The organism is Microcella flavibacter (genome assembly GCF_012530535.1).
GTDB classification, from domain to species: domain Bacteria; phylum Actinomycetota; class Actinomycetes; order Actinomycetales; family Microbacteriaceae; genus Microcella; species Microcella flavibacter.
The window spans coordinates 875,189-891,832 of the sequence record NZ_CP051299.1; the positions used below are offsets into that span (position 1 = coordinate 875,189).

At 72.7% G+C, this 16,644-nt stretch carries 9 protein-coding genes; 4 read left to right on the forward strand and 5 right to left on the reverse strand.

Features of this window, described 5'->3' with window-relative positions:
* Positions 1-70 precede the first annotated feature (70 nt).
* Both glgB and HGB54_RS04165 read right to left on the reverse strand, forming a co-directional pair.
* Positions 71-2,275, reverse strand: a complete 2,205-nt coding sequence (gene glgB, locus HGB54_RS04160; RefSeq protein WP_168915332.1) for a 1,4-alpha-glucan branching protein GlgB — start codon at positions 2,273-2,275, stop codon at positions 71-73.
* Positions 2,275-4,410, reverse strand: coding sequence for an alpha-1,4-glucan--maltose-1-phosphate maltosyltransferase (locus HGB54_RS04165; protein WP_168916800.1), 2,136 nt, complete (start codon positions 4,408-4,410; stop codon positions 2,275-2,277). The genes glgB and HGB54_RS04165 overlap by 1 nt, the downstream gene beginning before the upstream one ends.
* 666 nt (positions 4,411-5,076) lie before the next feature.
* On the opposite strand from HGB54_RS04165, the gene glgP reads away from it, so the two are divergent.
* Entirely contained in the window at positions 5,077-7,629 is a 2,553-nt protein-coding gene (gene glgP, locus HGB54_RS04170) for an alpha-glucan family phosphorylase (RefSeq protein WP_168915333.1), read from the forward strand.
* A 170-nt stretch (positions 7,630-7,799) separates the two neighbouring features.
* Here the strand turns inward: glgP and HGB54_RS04175 are convergent, their stop codons facing one another.
* From HGB54_RS04175 to glgX, 3 genes are all read right to left on the reverse strand, one after another.
* Complete coding sequence (locus HGB54_RS04175) at positions 7,800-8,648, reverse strand: DUF559 domain-containing protein (protein ID WP_168915334.1); 849 nt, start codon at positions 8,646-8,648, stop codon at positions 7,800-7,802.
* A gap of 246 nt (positions 8,649-8,894) precedes the next feature.
* Positions 8,895-9,389 carry a Cys-tRNA(Pro) deacylase gene (gene ybaK, locus HGB54_RS04180; RefSeq protein WP_168915335.1) on the reverse strand — a complete coding sequence of 165 codons (495 nt, stop codon included), beginning with the start codon at positions 9,387-9,389 and terminating at the stop codon, positions 8,895-8,897.
* Entirely contained in the window at positions 9,382-11,589 is a 2,208-nt protein-coding gene (glgX, locus tag HGB54_RS04185) for a glycogen debranching protein GlgX (RefSeq protein WP_168915336.1), read from the reverse strand. The genes ybaK and glgX overlap by 8 nt, the downstream gene beginning before the upstream one ends.
* A 68-nt stretch (positions 11,590-11,657) precedes the next feature.
* Here glgX and HGB54_RS04190 point away from each other — a divergent pair, with 68 nt between their 5' ends.
* The 3 genes from HGB54_RS04190 to ligA all read left to right on the forward strand — a co-directional run bounded on the left by HGB54_RS04190 (position 11,658) and on the right by ligA (position 16,621).
* Positions 11,658-12,860 (forward strand): cysteine desulfurase family protein, encoded by a 1,203-nt coding sequence (locus HGB54_RS04190; protein ID WP_228545938.1) that lies wholly within the window; start codon positions 11,658-11,660, stop codon positions 12,858-12,860.
* Between the two features lie 59 nt (positions 12,861-12,919).
* The gene (mnmA, locus tag HGB54_RS04195; protein ID WP_168915337.1) at positions 12,920-14,095 is read left to right on the forward strand and encodes a tRNA 2-thiouridine(34) synthase MnmA; all 1,176 of its coding nucleotides are present in this window, start codon (positions 12,920-12,922) and stop codon (positions 14,093-14,095) included.
* Positions 14,096-14,317: 222 nt separating this feature from the next.
* On the forward strand, positions 14,318-16,621 hold the full coding sequence (gene ligA / locus HGB54_RS04200; protein WP_168915338.1) for an NAD-dependent DNA ligase LigA: 2,304 nt from the start codon (positions 14,318-14,320) through the stop codon (positions 16,619-16,621).
* The last annotated feature ends 23 nt before the right edge of the window (positions 16,622-16,644 follow it).

Consider the following 16,644-nt stretch of genomic DNA (forward strand, 5'->3'; position numbering starts at 1 on the left):
CATCCCGCAACGACGACGAACGGGCCGCACCCCTCGAGGGGATGCGGCCCGTTCGGCGTTCGCGAGGGCGCTACTGCTCGAGCGTCAGCCAGAGCGCCGCGAGCGGCGGCAGCGTGAGCTCGGCCGAGGCCGGCTGGCCGCCCCACGGCGTCTGCTCGCCGTGCACGACGCCGAGGTTGCCGACGCCGGAGCCGCCGTACTCGTGCGCGTCGGTGTTGAGCACCTCGCTCCACGTGCCCGCGGCGGGCAGCGGCAGGCGGTAGCCGCCCACCGGCTGGCCGCTGAAGTTGAAGACGCCCACGAGCGGGCTGCCGTCGACGCCCGAGCGCAGGAAGGCGATGACGTTGTTGCCCGCATCGCCGCCCTCGAGCCACGAGAAGCCGGCGGGGGAGTTGTCCTGCTGCCACAGCGCCGGGGTGTCGCGGTAGACCGCGTTGAGGCGCGAGACGAGCGAGTGCAGTCCGCGATGCACGGGCTGGTCGAGGATCCACCAGTCGAGCCCGCGCTCCTCGCTCCACTCGCTCGGCTGCCCGAACTCCTGGCCCATGAACAGCAGCTGCTTGCCGGGGTGCGCCCACATGAAGGCGAGGTAGGCGCGCAGGTTGGCGAGCTTCTTCCACTGGTCGCCGGGCATCTTGCCCAGCAGCGAGCCCTTGCCGTGCACGACCTCGTCGTGGCTGATCGGCAGCATGAAGTTCTCGCTGAAGGCGTAGAGGAACGAGAAGGTGATCTCGCTGTGGTGGTGCGAGCGCCACATCGGGTCGCGCTCGAAGTAGCTGAGGGTGTCGTGCATCCACCCCATGTTCCACTTCATGCCGAAGCCGAGGCCGCCCTCGCTCGTGGCGCGCGTGACGCCGGGCCACGAGGTCGACTCCTCGGCGATCATGACGATGCCGGGCACGCGCTTGTAGGCGGTCGCGGTGACCTCCTGCAGGAACGAGATCGCCTCGAGGTTCTCGCGCCCGCCGTGCTCGTTCGGCAGCCACTCGCCCTCGCTGCGCGAGTAGTCGAGGTAGAGCATGCTCGCCACGGCGTCGACCCGCAGGCCGTCGATGTGGAACTCCTCGAGCCAGTACACGGCGTTCGCGACGAGGAAGTTGCGCACCTGGCTGCGGCCGAAGTCGAAGACGTAGGTGCCCCAGTCGGGCTGCTCGCCGCGGCGGGGGTCGGGATGCTCGTACACGGCCACCCCGTCGAACCGGCCGAGCGCCCACTCGTCCTTGGGGAAGTGCGCCGGCACCCAGTCCATGATCACGCCGATGCCCGCCTGGTGCAGCCGGTCGATGAGGTAGCGCAGGTCGTCGGGCGTGCCGAAGCGGGAGGTCGGCGCGAAGTAGCCCGTCACCTGGTAGCCCCAGGAGGGTCCGTAGGGATGCTCGGCGAGCGGCATGAACTCGATGTGGGTGAACCCGAGCTGGGTCACGTACTCGATGAGCGGCTCGGCGATGTCGCGGTATCCGAGGCCCGGCCGCCACGAGCCGAGGTGCATCTCGTACACGCTCATGGCGCCGTCGTGCGGGTTGGTGCGCGCGCGGCGCGCCATCCACTCGTCGTCGCCCCAGGCGTAGGGGGCGTCGTCGGCGACGATCGAGGCGGTGGCGGGCGGCAGCTCGGCGCGGCGGGCCATGGGGTCGGCGCGCGTCACCCACTCGCCGGCGGGGGTGAGGATCTCGAACTTGTACGCGCTGCCCGGGGCGAGGCCGGGCACGAAGAGCTCCCAGACGCCGTTGTCGTCGAGGCGGCGCATGGCGTGCTGCGGGCCGTGCCAGCCGTTGAGGTCGCCGACGACGCGCACGGCCTGGGCATTGGGCGCCCACACGGCGAAGCTCGTGCCCTCGACGCCCTCGTGCGGCCGGTGGTGCGCGCCGAGCACGTGCCAGAGCTGCTCGTGACGCCCCTCGCCCCAGAGGTAGAGGTCGATCTCGCCGACGCTCGGCACGAAGCGGTACGGGTCGTCGGCCGTCCAGTCGGGGCCGCCGTCGTAGCTCGCGACGACCGTGTAGGCCTGGCCCTCGGCCGGCCCGCCGGGCAGCATGCCGTGCCAGAGCCCGTCGGCGTCGTGGGCGAGCGGCACGCGGCTGCCGTCGGCGCGCACGACGGTCACGCTGGCCGCGAGCGGCCGCAGCACCCGCACGACCCAGCCGTCGTCGAGCGGATGCTGCCCGAGCGCGTCGTGCGGGCGCGGGTGGCGGCCCTCGACGAGCGCGCGCCGGTGATCGGCGTGCAGCGTCGGGATCGCCTCGGGGGTGGGGGTCGTGCGCGTCAGGTCGGCCATCAGATGCCCTTCGGGTACTCGATGCGGAGGATGTGCACGGGCTCGACGAACGCGTTGAGGCGCACGTAGTTGTGCTCGCCCCAGCGGTAGCGCTCGCCGGTGATGAGGTCCTTCACGTCGAAGGTCGCGCCCTCGGGCAGGCCGAGCGCGGCGAGGTCGAGGTGCACGGTCGTCTCGCGCTGCGAGTGCGGGTCGACGTTGGCGACGACGATGATGCCGTCGGTGCGGCCCGAGCGCACGAAGCGGCCGGGGGTGACCTTCGAGTAGACGAGGATCGCCTCGTCGTCGCTCCAGTGCACGCGCAGGTTGCGCAACTGGCGCAGCGCCGGGTGCTGGGCGCGGATCTCGTTGAGCCTCGTGAGGTAGGGCGCGATCGTGCGCCCCTCGGCGGCGGCCGCATCCCAGTCCCGCGCCTTGTACTCGTACTTCTCGTTGTCGATGTTCTCCTCGCTGCCGGGGCGGGCCACGTTCTCGATGAGCTCGTATCCGGCGTACACCCCCCAGCTCGGGCTGGCGGTGGCGGCGATCGCGGCGCGCACCTTGTAGGCCGGCACGCCGCCGAACTGCAGGTACTCGGTGAGGATGTCGGGAGTGTTGACGAACAGGTTCGGGCGGAACCACGCGCTCGTCTCCTGCGACAGCTCGGTGAGGTACTCCTCGAGCTCGACCTTCGTGTTGCGCCAGGTGAAGTACGTGTACGACTGCTGGAACCCGGCACCCGCGAGCGACTGCATCATCGCCGGTCGCGTGAAGGCCTCGGCGAAGAACACGACGTCGGGCCGCTCCTCGGCGACCTCGTGCAGCAGCCACTCCCAGAAGTCGAGCGGCTTCGTGTGCGGGTTGTCGACGCGGAAGATCGTGACGCCCTGGTCGATCCAGTGCCGCACGAGGCGCAGCACCTCAGCCCGGATCCCCTCCGGGTCGTTGTCGAAGTTCACCGGGTAGATGTCCTGGTACTTCTTCGGCGGGTTCTCGGCGTAGGCGATCGAGCCGTCCGGCAGCGTCGTGAACCATTCGGGATGCTCGCTCACCCACGGGTGATCGGGCGCGCACTGCAGCGCGAGGTCGATGGCCACCTCGATGCCGAGCTTCTTCGCCGCGCCGACGAAGGCGCGGAAGTCGTCGAGCGTGCCCAGGTCGGGGTGCACGTCGAAGTGCCCGCCGTCGCTCGAGCCGATCGCCCAGGGGCTGCCGGGATCGTTCGGGCCCGGGGTCAGGGTGTTGTTCGGCCCCTTGCGGTTGACGCGACCGATCGGGTGGATCGGCGGCAGGTAGAGCACGTCGAAGCCCATCTGGGCGACGGCCGGCAGGCGCCGGGTCGCGGTCGAGAAGGTGCCGCTGACCCACGAGCCGTCCTTGCGCCGCTTGGCGCCCTCGCTGCGGGGGAAGAACTCGTACCAGGATCCGACGCCGGCGCGGGTGCGCTCGACCCGGATGGCGAGCTGCTCGCTCTCGGTCTCCAGGCTCGCGAGGCGGTGCCGGGCGAGCGCGGCCGTCACGCGGGCGTCGTTCGCCGCGCCCAGGCGGGCGGCCGGGGTGCTCGTCTTCTTCATCATGGCGGTGCGGGCATCCCGCAGCACCTTCTGATCGGGCGTGCCCGCGGCGAGCTCGGCGGCGCGCTCGAGCAGCTGGGCGCCGGCGAGCAGCATGACCTCGACGTCGACGTCGGCCTCGATCTTGACGGTGGCGTTGTGGTGCCAGGTGGCCCAGTCGTCGGTGTAGGCCAGCACGTGCCAGTGCCAGGTGCCCTCGGCGTCGAGCTGCGCCTCGGCGTGCCAGCGGTCGCTGCCCTTGGTGCCGGGGGAGAGGGGGATGCTCTGCCGAGCTTCGTCGGGGGCGACGAGCACCACGTCCGCGCCGAGCTTGTCGTGGCCCTCGCGGAAGACGGTGGCGGCGAAGGGGACGACCTCGCCGACGACGGCCTTGCTCGGCCAGCGGTCCTCCGGCTGGCGGGGGGAGAGGTGGCGGATCGGGATGCGCCCGATGCGCGCGGCGAACGGCTGCGGGGCGGCGGCACCGGCTGCCGGCGTCGGTGCGGGGGCTGCCGGAGCGGGCGCTGCCGGGGAGGCTGCCGCGGCGGGCGCGGGTGCGGACGCCGGTGCGGGGGCGGCCGGTTCCGGGGCGGCCGGCGGCATCGCGCGCGGGGTGGTCGTCGACTTCGGGCGGGACGGGGGCTTCGGTTTCTGTGCCACTAGTCGACCGTACTCCCCGGCCCGGTCGAGCGGGCTTGCGACATTGCGCGGGTTCTCAGCGGCGGGCGCACTCCGCGGTGAACCAGATTCACCTACATTCCGGCGATGTCGGCATTAGGGGGGACAAAATGTACCCCGGCCGGGGTACGCGAATACTGGTCATCTCCCTGCGGATGCCTCGGCGGAGTCGTACAGTCGTAGACGAGGGAGCACGAACCGCAGGGAGTACCCGGTCCCCGCGAGTTCTCCCCCCGAACGAGCACGTCGCCACCCGAAGGCGCACGTGAACCAGGATCGAGCCCCGTGTCCCCCGCACGGAGGGCTCGATCCTGCTCGTCGTTAACGAGGCATCGCCGCAAGGCGATCGACCCGGTCGGGGCCGTCCGAGCGGCGCCGACCGGGCCGCCCCGTCCGCACGCCGAGGCGGTCGCGAGGGCACTTCCGATGGGGTGTCGTCCCGTGCCCGGGCCCCCTCGTCTGGAACGGTTCTGCGGGCCGGATGTGGAACCTCGGGAACGGCGATCGGTCGCCTAGGCTGTCCCCTCGCGGGCGTATGCCGGCGCGATGCGCGCCCGTTCCCCGCCCGATCCGCACGAGGAGTGATGACCTGTGAAGGCGATCCGCCGATTCACCGTCCGAACCGTTCTTCCCGAGCGCCTCGCCGCCGTCGGCGACCTCGCGGCCAACCTGCGCTGGTCGTGGCACGAGCCCACCCGCCGGCTGTTCGAGCGCGTCGACCCCGCGCGCTGGGAGGAGCTCGGCCATGACCCCATCGCCCTCCTCGGCGAGGTCGACCCCGCCCGCCTCCAGCAGCTCGCCGACGACCAGCACTTCGTCGCCGACGCCGAGGCCCTGCGCGCCGACCTGCACGCGTACCTCGCCGAGCCCCGGTGGTACCAGGGGCTCGAGGGCGCTCCGGCCCGCATCGCGTACTTCTCGCCCGAGTTCGGCATCGCCAGCGCCATCCCGCAGTACTCCGGCGGGCTCGGCATCCTCGCCGGCGATCACCTCAAGAGCGCATCCGATCTCGGCGTGCCCCTCATCGGCGTCGGCCTCTTCTACCGCGCGGGCTACTTCCGCCAGGCCATCGACCGCGACGGCTGGCAGAAGGAGACCTACCCGCTCATCGACCCCGACGGCCTGCCGATGCAGATGCTGCGCGAGCACGACGGCACCGCCGTGCGCATCACGCTCGCCCTGCCCGGCGGCGAGGCCATGCACGCCCGCGTCTGGCAGATGGCGGTCGGCCGCGTCGTGCTGCTGCTGCTCGACACCGACATCCCCGAGAACTCCGACGGCCTGCGCGGCGTCACCGACCGCCTCTACGGCGGCGGCGGCGAGCACCGCCTGCTGCAGGAGCTGCTGCTCGGCATCGGCGGCGTGCGCGCCATCACGAGCTACCTCGCCGTCTCGGGCACGCCCGCTCCCGAGGTCTTCCACACCAACGAGGGTCACGCCGGGTTCCTCGGGCTCGAGCGCATCAGCGACCTGATCGCCGAGGGTCTGAGCTTCGACGAGGCCCTGCAGGTCATCCGGGCCGGCACGCTCTTCACCACCCACACGCCCGTCCCCGCCGGCATCGACCGCTTCGAGAACGGCCTCATCGAGCGCTACTTCTCCACCGGCCTGCTGCCCGGCGTCGACGTGCACGACGTGCTCGCGCTCGGCCGCGAGGACTACGACGGCGGCGACGCCGGGGTCTTCAACATGGCCGTCATGGGCCTGCGCCTCGCGCAGCGCGCCAACGGCGTCTCGCAGCTGCACGGCGACGTCTCGCGCGGCATGTTCGGCCAGCTCTGGCCGGGCTTCGACCAGGCCGACGTGCCCATCACCTCGGTGACGAACGGCGTGCACGCCCCCACCTGGACCGACCCGCTCATGGTGCGCCTCGTCCACGAGAAGCTCGGCACCTACGAGACGAGCACCGCCGACTGGGCGAGCGACGCCATCAGCGACGAGGAGCTGTGGTTCGTGCGCCGCTCGATGCGCGAGCAGCTCGTCACCGACGCGCGCGCCCGGGTCGCCGCCGCCTGGAGCGAGGAGAACGGCTCCGTCGCCCCGCCCAGCTGGATGGACGACCTGCTCGACCCCGACGTGCTCACCATCGGCTTCGCGCGCCGCGTGCCGACCTACAAGCGCCTCACCCTCATGCTGCACGACGAGGCCCGCCTGCGCGCCCTGCTCACCGACCCCGAGCGGCCCGTGCAGCTCGTCATCGCCGGCAAGTCGCACCCCGCCGACGACGGCGGCAAGGCGCTCATCCAGAAGCTCGTGCAGTTCAGCCAGGATCCCGAGCTGCGCCGCCGCATCGTGTTCCTGCCGAACTACGACATCGCCATGGCGCGCCTGCTCTACCCGGGCACCGACATCTGGCTCAACAACCCGCTGCGCCCGCTCGAGGCCTGCGGCACCTCCGGCATGAAGGCCGCGCTCAACGGCTCGCTCAACCTCTCCATCCTCGACGGCTGGTGGAACGAGTACTACGACGCCGAGAACGGCTGGGCCATCCCGACCGCCGACTCGGCCGGCGACGACGCCGAGCGCGACAAGCTCGAGGCGAACGCCATGTACGACCTCATCGAGCACCAGATCGCGCCGCGCTTCTACGACCGCGACGCCGAGGGCCTCCCGCGCCGCTGGCTGCAGAACATCCGCCACACCCTCGCCACCCTGTCGCCCGAGCTCTCGGCCGACCGCATGGTCGCCGAGTACGTGCAGCGGCTCTACATGCCGGCGGCGGATGCCCAGCGCACGATCATCGCCGACCACCACGCGCCCGCCCGCGAGCTCTCCGCCTGGAAGTCGCGCGTGCGCGCCGCATGGCCCGGGCTCTCGGTCGCGCACGTGGAGTCGGGCGGCGTCGAGTCGCCGCAGCTCGGCGACGCGCTGCAGGTGCGCGCGCACGTCGACCTCGGCTCGCTCGAGGCCGACGACGTGCGCGTCGACGTGGTCTTCGGCCGCGCCGACGAGGGCGACGACCTCGCCGACGTGCGCACCCAGACCCTGCAGCTCGTCAGCCACGAGATCGGCCACCCGGCGACCTTCGCCGGCACGGTGCCGCTGCAGCGCTCCGGCTCGTTCGGCTACAACGTGCGGGTGACCCCGCGGCACGACCTGCTCGCCAACCCGGCCGAGCTCGGACTCGTCGCGGTCGCCCACTAGAGCCGGGGCATCCCGGCGGGGTCGGCCGCCCGCGGCAGGCGTGCACAAATGCAGGACCCTTGCGGCGCGTCGTTCGCCGCTTCGCGGTGACACGCCGTGCCCGTGCGCGAGTCTCCTGCATTTGTGTACGCCGGGGGCGGATGATCGGTGCCGTCGAGCCGACCTCCGACTCAGCGGAGATGGTCGCCGCGGGAGACCGCGGCCAGCACGGCGGCGACGACGCGATCGAGGTGGTTCACGATCTGGTCGTAGTCGAAGCGCAGGCAGCGGTAGCCGGCGAGGCTGAGGTCGAGGTCGCGACGCCGATCGGCTGCGCGGCCCGGGGCGGTGTCGTGGAACTCTCGGCTGTCGATCTCGACGACGAGCCGCTCGCCGATGAGGAAGTCGACCCGCCCCACACCGGGGATCCGCTGCTGTCGACGAATAGACGGCAGCAACTCTCGGATCGCGAGCCAGAACATCGTCTCGGTGCCGCTCTCGCAGACGCCGTCGATGCCGTCGACCCCGACGGGATGCCCTGCTCGACGGAGCGCGTCTCTCTCGAGCGGCGCGTGGTGCAGGGCCGAGTCGAGCGCAGCCAGGTACCAGTCGTGGGGCACGCACCGTCGGTAGTCGGAGAGCGCATCGCTCACCGTCGCCACGAGCCGCTCGGTCTCCGCGGAGCGTCCCGTCCAGTGCACGACGGCCGAGCTCGCCGGGGTTCTCCGACGACGACTGTCGCGATCCTCGCGGAGTCGGGAATCGGTCCCGGCGACGCGGACGTGCACCTCAGGGTGCTCGAGCGCCCACAGCCCGTGCCGACGCAATGCATGACCGCAGGTCAGCACGCCGCCCACCCGCACGGCGCGGAGAGCCATCGGGTCGGTGTCGGGGCGGGCGAACCATCCCTGACGGATCCGCCAGAGCACGCCGTCGTCCAGAAGCTGTCGACGGGCTCGGCGTCCGAACCCCGCTTCGATCAGCTCGTGGGTGGCGATCAGGCCGCCCCGGGCATCCAGCGTTCGGATCGCATCGTGCATCCTCGGATGATCCGTCGGTCCCGCGATCTGAGTGGGTGGTAGAGGTCGGGCTGGGGACGAACGTCCTCCGGATCGACCTGTGATGGACCGGCCGGCCGGCGCCCGTGCACAAGTGCAGGACAGCGTCGGCGTGTCGTTCGGCGCGAGGCGGCAACACGCCGGACGAGGGACTGGAAGTCCTGCATTTGTGCACCCGGCTAGCGCGGGCAGGCGGTGCCGGACGGCGGACGACCGCGCGCCCGCGGCTCAGCGGGCGATGTCGGCGAGCTGCGCGCCCGTCACGGCGACGAGGTCGGCGGGGGCGAGCTCGAGGTCGAAGCCGCGGCGGCCGCCCGAGACGAGCACGGTGGGCCAGAGCAGCGCCGACTCGTCGAGCCAGGTGGGCAGCCGCGTGCGTTGGCCGATGGGCGAGATGCCGCCGACGACGTAGCCGGTGCGGCGCTCGGCGAGGGCCGGGTCGGCCATGGCGGCGCGGCGACCGCCGGCGGCCGCGGCCAGCGACTTGAGGTCGAGCAGGCACGAGACGGGCACGATGCCGACCACGAGCGAGCCGTCGACCTCGGCGAGGAGGGTCTTGAACACGCGCTCCGGCTCGACGCCGAGGGCGGCGGCGGCCTCGAGGCCGTAGCTCGCCGCGCCCGGGTCGTGCGCGTAGGGGCGGGGCGTGTACGGGATGCCCGCCGCCGCCAGCGCGACGGTCGCCGGGGTCGCGGGGCCGGCCGAGGGGCGCGGCTTAGGCATTCCGGTCGGGCTCGGGCTCAGCATCCATCGCCGCATCGTCGGAGGGCGCGGCGAGCCCCTCGTCCGAATCGTCAGGAGAAGGAGCGGACGCGGCCGAGGCAGCGGACGACGGAGCGGGCGCCGACGGCGGCGAGACCGGCGACGGCACCTGATCCCCGTGCGCCCGGAACAGCAGCATCGAGGTCGGCCCGACGGTGAGCGGCTCGCCCGGCTGGTGCTCGAGCTCGAGCTGCGAGATGTCGTCGTGCGAGCTGTCCCACAGCAGGGTGTAGCCGGTGACGCCGACGTGGGCGGGCAGGCGCACCGAGGTGGGCTCCTCGAGGCCGTGCACGACGAGCAGGATGCGGTTGAAGTGCTCGAACTCGGGGGTCGAGGCGGCGAGGTACTGCAGGGTGCGCTCGGCGGGCGAGTCCCAGTCGTCCATCGTCATGGCCCGGCCGTCCTTGTTGTACCAGTCCATCTGGGTGGCGCTCGGGATGGTCTCGCCCCAGCGCCCGTAGCGCACCGGTCGCAGTGCCGGGTTCTCGCGCCGCAGCTGCAGCAGGCGCCGGGTGACCCGCAGCAGGTCCTCCTGCCAGCCGGAGCGGTCCCACGACAGCCACGTGAGCTCGCTGTCGTGGCAGTACGCGTTGTTGTTGCCGCGCTGGCTGCGGCCGAACTCGTCGCCCGCGGTGATCATGGGCATGCCGGCGCTGAGCAGCAGCGTGCCGAGCAGGTTGCGCATGGTGCGGCGGCGGGCGGCGGTGATGTCGGGGTCGTCGGTGGGGCCTTCGAGGCCGAAGTTGTACGAGCGGTTGTTGTCGGTGCCGTCGCGGTTGTCCTCGCCGTTGCCGATGTTGTGCTTCGAGTCGTAGGCGGTGAGGTCGGCGAGGGTGAAGCCGTCGTGGGCGGTGACGAAGTTGACGCTCGCGAGGGGCCCGCGGTCGGCGGCGAAGACGTGGGCGCTGCCGGTCATGCGGCGGGCGAGCGAGCCGATGCCCTCGGCCGCGGTGCCGTGGCGGCGCGAGGCGGCGGTGTCGGTGAGCCAGAAGGTGCGGGCGCGGTCGCGGAATCCGTCGTTCCACTCGTGGTAGCCGTCGGGGAAGTTGCCGACCTGCCAGCCGCCGAGGCCGACGTCCCATGGCTCGGCGATCATGAGCGAGTCGGCGAGGAGGGGGTCGGCGAGGATGGCGGCGAGCAGCGGGTGCTCCGGGTCGAAGTGGGCGCGGGCATCCCGACCGATCGTCGCCATGAGGTCGAAGCGGAACCCGTCGATCTGCACCTCCTCGGCCCAGTAGCGCAGCGAGTCGAGCAGCAGGCGCTGGGCGGCGGGCAGCGAGAAGTCGACGGTGTTGCCGCAGCCGGTGGTGTCGATGTACTCGCCCTCGCGGGTCTGGCGGTAGTACGAGGCGGCGTCGAAGCCGCGCAGGCTCGAGGTCGGCCCGGTCGGCCCCTCTTCTGCCGTGTGGTTGTAGACGACGTCCATGACGACCTGGATGCCCGCCTCGTGCAGCAGGCGCACCATGCCCTTGACCTCCCGCAGCACGGCCCCGGTTCCGCCGTTCTGGGCGCCGCGCGTGGCGTACTGCGCGTGCGGCGTGAAGAAGTTGAGGGTGTTGTAGCCCCAGTAGTTGGTGAGACCCTGCTTGAGCAGCCGCTGCTCGCTGATGCTCTGGTGGATGGGCAGCAGCTCGACGGTCGTGACCCCGAGATCCTTCAGGTAGGCGATCGTCGTGGGGTGCGCGAGGCCCGCGTAGGTGCCCCGCAGCTCGTCGGGCATGTCGGGGGCGAGCTTGGTGAGGCCCTTGACGTGCGCCTCGTAGAGCACGACGTGGTCGAGCGGGATGCGCGGCTTCTGCACCCCGCCCCAGTCGAAGTCGTCGTGCTGCACGTAGCCCCGCCAGTCGCCGCCGGTGGTGCGGGCGAGCCCGCGGGCGTAGGGGTCGATGAGGTGCCGCTCGGGATCGAAGGCGTGCGTCGGCCCGCTCGGCCCGTCGGCCCGCACGGAGTAGCGGGTTCCCGGCACGAGGGCGGCGTGCTCGACCTGCCAGACGCCGTGCTCGTCGCGGGCCATGGGCACGCGCTCGGCCATCCACGCCGGGTCGTCGGGGCTGAAGAGGCACAGCTCCATGGCGGTCGCGTGCTCGCTCCACACCCGCAACCGCCCGCCCCGCGCGGTCGCGGTCACTCCGAGGTGACCCAGCGGGTCGGTCGTCGCCATGGATTTAGAGTAGGTCAGCGCGACCGCGCGTCCGCCGCGCCTCGCGTCGCGTCGTTCGAAGGGGGTGGATGCCGATGCCGGTGTACCTCGACCACGCCGCCACCTCGCCCATGCCCGCCTCGGTGCGCGCGGCGTACCTGCACGCTCTCGAGACCGCGGGCAACCCGAGCTCGATCCACTCCGCGGGCCAGTCGGCGAGGGCCATGCTCGATGACGCGCGAAGCCGCATCGCGGCGACCCTCGGCGTCGACGCGATCGAGCTGACCTTCACGGGCGGCGGCACCGAGGCCGTGAACCTCGCCGTCAAGGGACTCTTCTGGCGGGCCCGCCAGGCCGACCCGCGCCGCACCCGCCTGCTCGTGCCGCGCGCCGAGCACCACGCCACCCTCGACGCGGTCGAGTGGCTCGTCGCGCACGAGGGCGCCTCGGTGACGTGGCTCGAGGTCGACGCGGAGGGGGTGCTGCTGATCGACGGCCCGGGCGGGGTGGCGGCGGCGCTCGCCGACGCGTCCGATGCGGCCCTCATCACCATGCTCGCCGCCAACAACGAGGTCGGCTCGGTGCAGCCCGTCGCCGCGGTCGCGGCGCTCGCCGCGGCCGCCGGCGTGCCGCTGCACGTCGACGCGATCGCCGCCTACGGGCAGATCGACCTCGCGCCCCTGCCGCCGGGGGTCGCGGCCCTCTCGATCTCCGCCCACAAGGTGGGCGGCCCCGTGGGCGTGGGCGCGCTCGTGCTGCGGCGAGGAAGCGAGGTCGTGCCGCTCATGCACGGGGGAGCGCAGCAGCGCGGGCGGTCGGGAACGATGGATGCTCCGGGCGCGTGGGCCTTCGCCGTGGCTGCTGAGGCGGCGCACGCCGAGCTGGCGGCGCGGGCGGCGCACAAGCGCGCGCTGCGCGATCGGCTCGAGGCGGGCATCCACCGACTCGTGCCGCAGGCCGTGCTGCACGGCACCGGCGCCGCCGACCGCCTGCCCGGAACCGTGCACCTCACCGTGCCGGGCTGCGAGGGCGATTCGCTGCTGTTCCTGCTCGATCAGGCGGGCTTCGCCGTCTCGACCGGGTCGGCCTGCCAGGCGGGGGTTCCCGAGCCCTCGCAGGTGCTGCTCGCCATGGGGCTGAGCCCGGCGGATGCCCGAGGCGCGCTGCGCGTCACCCTCGGCCCCGACACCACGGCCGACGAGATCGACGCGCTGCTGGCCGCGCTGCCGGCCGCGGTCGCCCGTGCCGAGGCCGCGGGACTCGCGGCGCGCACGCCGACGCTCGGGCGGTAGTCGCGCTCGACCTGCGCCCCGCAGACCTGCGCCCCGTCGACCCCGCGTACCCTGGAGGCATGCGGGTTCTGGCAGCGATGAGCGGCGGCGTCGACAGCGCCGTCGCGGCCGCGCGCGCGGTCGACGCCGGGCACGACGTGGTCGGGGTGCACCTCGCGCTGAGCCGCATGCCGGGCACGCTGCGCACCGGCAGCCGCGGCTGCTGCACCATCGAGGACAGCCTCGATGCGCGCCGCGCGGCCGAGAGGCTGGGCATCCCCTTCTACGTCTGGGACTTCTCGGAGCGCTTCGCCGACGACGTCGTCGGCGACTTCATCGCCGAGTACGCGGCCGGCCGCACGCCGAACCCCTGCATGCGCTGCAACGAGCGCATCAAGTTCGCCGCCGTGCTCGAGAAGGCGCTCGCCCTCGGCTTCGACGCCGTCGCGACCGGGCACTACGCCCACATCGTCACCGACGCGGCCGGCAACCGCGAGCTGCACCGGGCCTCCGACGAGGCGAAGGATCAGTCGTACGTGCTCGGCGTGCTGACGACCGAGCAGCTGGCGCACGCGATGTTCCCGCTCGGCACGACGCCGTCGAAGGCCGTCGTGCGGGCCGAGGCCGCCGCACGCGGACTCACCGTCGCGCAGAAGCCCGACAGCCACGACATCTGCTTCATCCCCGACGGCGACACCCGCGGCTGGCTCGCCGAGCGCATCGAGCCGCGCGAGGGCGCGATCGTCGACCGCTCGGGCGAGACGCTCGGCAGTCATGACGGGGCCACGAGTTACACGGTCGGCCAGCGCAAGGGCCTCGGCATCGGCCGGCCCGCCCCCGACGGGCGCCCTCGCTTCGTGCTCGAGGTGCGGCCCCGCACGAACGAGGTCGTCGTCGGGCCTCGTGAGGCCTTGGCGGTGCGCGAGTTGGCCGGTGTTCGGTACAGCTGGGCGGGGCTCGACCCCGTGGCGAGCGGCGTCACGGCGGCGTCGGGCGACGGCGGTACCGCGTTCTTCGATTGCGAGGTGCAGGTGCGGGCCCACGGCGAGCCGGTGCCCGCGCGGGCGCGGCTGGCGACCGGCTCCGCTGCGGCCCTCGAACTCGTCGTCGAGATGGATGCCCCGCTCATGGGCGTCGCCCCCGGCCAGACCGCGGTGCTCTACGTCGGCACCCGCGTGCTGGGCCAGTGCACGATCGACCGCACGACCTCCGCCGAACCGGTGGATGCTGCGGCCGGCTCTGCCCGAGCATCCTGACCCCTGCGCGCCCGCCGTCGAGGTGTCTCCCCGCCTCCGGCGTGCACAAATGCAGGACATCTCGACAGGGCCTCGGCGTGTTGCCGCTCGGCGTCGATCGACGCGCCGAGCAGGTCCTGCATTTGTGCACGGTCGAGGCGCTCGGCAGGGCGAGCCGCAGCGGCCCTGCGCGCCCGCCGTGAGGCCCCGAAGACTGTCGGAGCTCGCTTCTAGACTGGCGCCGTGAGCGACACGGTCGAGACCCCCGCACCCGCCGGCCCCGTCGACGAGCGCGCCCCCGTCGAGTCCCTGACGCGCGAGCAGGCGCGCGACGAGGCCGAGGCGCTGACCACGCGCATCCTCGAGCTGCGCGACGCCTACTACGACCGCGACGAGCTGCTCGAGGACGACGCCACCTACGACGCCCTGCTGCGGCGGCTCGAGCAGATCGAGCACCAGTTCCCCGAGCTGCAGAGCACCGACAGCCCCACGCAGACCGTCGGCGGGCGCGCGCAGACGCAGCTGTTCAGCCCGGTCACCCACGCCGAGCGCATGCTGAGCCTCGACAACGTGTTCAGCGCGGACGAGTTCGCGGCGTGGGCGGCGAAGGTCGAGCGCGACTCCGGCCGGGCGGTGCGGTACCTCTGCGAGCTGAAGATCGACGGCCTCGCGATCAACCTGCGCTACGAGCGCGGTGCGCTCGTCAGCGCGGCCACGCGCGGCGACGGCGTCGTGGGGGAGGACGTCACGGTGAACGTGGCGCTCGTGCCGGGCATCCCGAACCGGCTCGACGGCCCCGCCGACCAGCTGCCCGAGCTCGTCGAGGTGCGCGGCGAGATCTTCCTGCCGAAGGTCGCCTTCGACGAGCTCAACGTGCTGCAGCGCGAGGCCGGAGAGCGCGAGTTCGCCAACCCGCGCAACGCCGCGAGCGGCTCGCTGCGGCAGAAGGAGGAGGGCAAGTCCCCCGCACAGGTGGCGCGCATGCACGACCGGCTGGGCCGGTTGCGGATGCTCGTGCACGGCATCGGCGCGTGGAGCAGGCCGCCCGTGGCCGCCCAGAGCGAGATCTACGAGCTCCTCCAGTCGTGGGGCCTGCCGACCAGCACCCACTACCGCGTGCACGACTCGGCCGAGGACGCCGCCGGGTTCATCGCCCACTACGGCGAGCACCGCGACGCGGTCGAGCACGAGATCGACGGCGTCGTCGTCAAGGTCGACGAGCTCGAGCTGCACGACGAGCTCGGCGCCACCAGCCGCGCCCCGCGCTGGGCCATCGCCTACAAGTACCCGCCTGAGCAGGTCAACACGAAGCTGCTCGACATCGTCGTGAGCGTCGGCCGCACCGGCCGCGCCACCCCCTTCGCCGTCATGCAGAAGGTGCGCGTCGCCGGCAGCGAGGTGCGGCAGGCGACCCTCCACAACCAGGACGTCGTGAAGCTCAAGGGCGTGCTCATCGGCGACACCGTCGTGCTGCGCAAGGCCGGCGACGTCATCCCCGAAGTGCTCGGCCCCGTCGTCGAACTGCGCGACGGCACCGAGCGCGAGTTCGTCATGCCGACCGACTGCCCCGAGTGCGGCACGCCGCTGCGCCCCGCGAAGGAGGGCGACGTCGACCTGCGCTGCCCCAACGCGCGCAGCTGCCCCGCCCAGGTGCGCGGCCGCGTCGAGCACATCGGCAGTCGCGGCTCGCTCGACATCGAGGGCCTCGGCGAGATCGGCGCCGCCGCCCTCACCCAGCCCGACGTGCCGTCGACTCCGCCGCTCGTCACCGAGGCCGGGCTGTTCGAGCTCACCCTCGACGACCTGCTGCCGATCGAGGTCATCGTCACCGACTCCGAGACGGGCCTGCCGAAGCTCGAGGAGGACGGCACCGCGCGCCGCCGCTCGCCGTTCCGCCGCAACCCGACCGCGGCCGAGAAGAAGCAAGGGCTCGAGGGCCCGCAGCCGAGCGCCGTCGCGCTCACCCTGCTCGACGAGCTCGAGAAGGCGAAGACGAAGCCCCTGTGGCGGATGCTCGTGGGCTTCAGCATCCGGCACGTCGGCCCCGTCGCCGCTCGCGCCCTCGCCGACCACTTCGGCTCGCTCGACGCCATCCGCGCCGCCACGGCGGAGGAGCTCGCCGCCGTCGACGGCGTCGGCGGCATCATCGCCGAGGCGCTCATCGACTGGTTCCAGGTCGACTGGCACGTCGAGATCGTCGAGCGCTGGGCCGCCGCCGGCGTGCAGCTGTTCACCCCCGGCCACCCCGGGCCCGGCGCGGCCGCCGCGGCCGGCGGGGTGCTCGCCGGCATCACCGTCGTCGCTACCGGCAGCCTCGAGGGCTTCACCCGCGAAGGCGCCCAGGAGGCGATCATCGCGGCCGGAGGCAAGGCCGCGAGCAGCGTCAGCAAGAAGACCGACTTCGTCGCCGCCGGCCCTGGCGCCGGCTCGAAGCTCGGCAAGGCCGAGGCGCTGGGGCTGCGCATCATCGACGCCGCCGAATTCGCCATCCTCGTGCGTGAGGGGCCCGCAGCGTTGCCCGAACCGGCCCCCGACGCGGCGGAGTAGCGCCCCGCGCACGCATCCTGCTG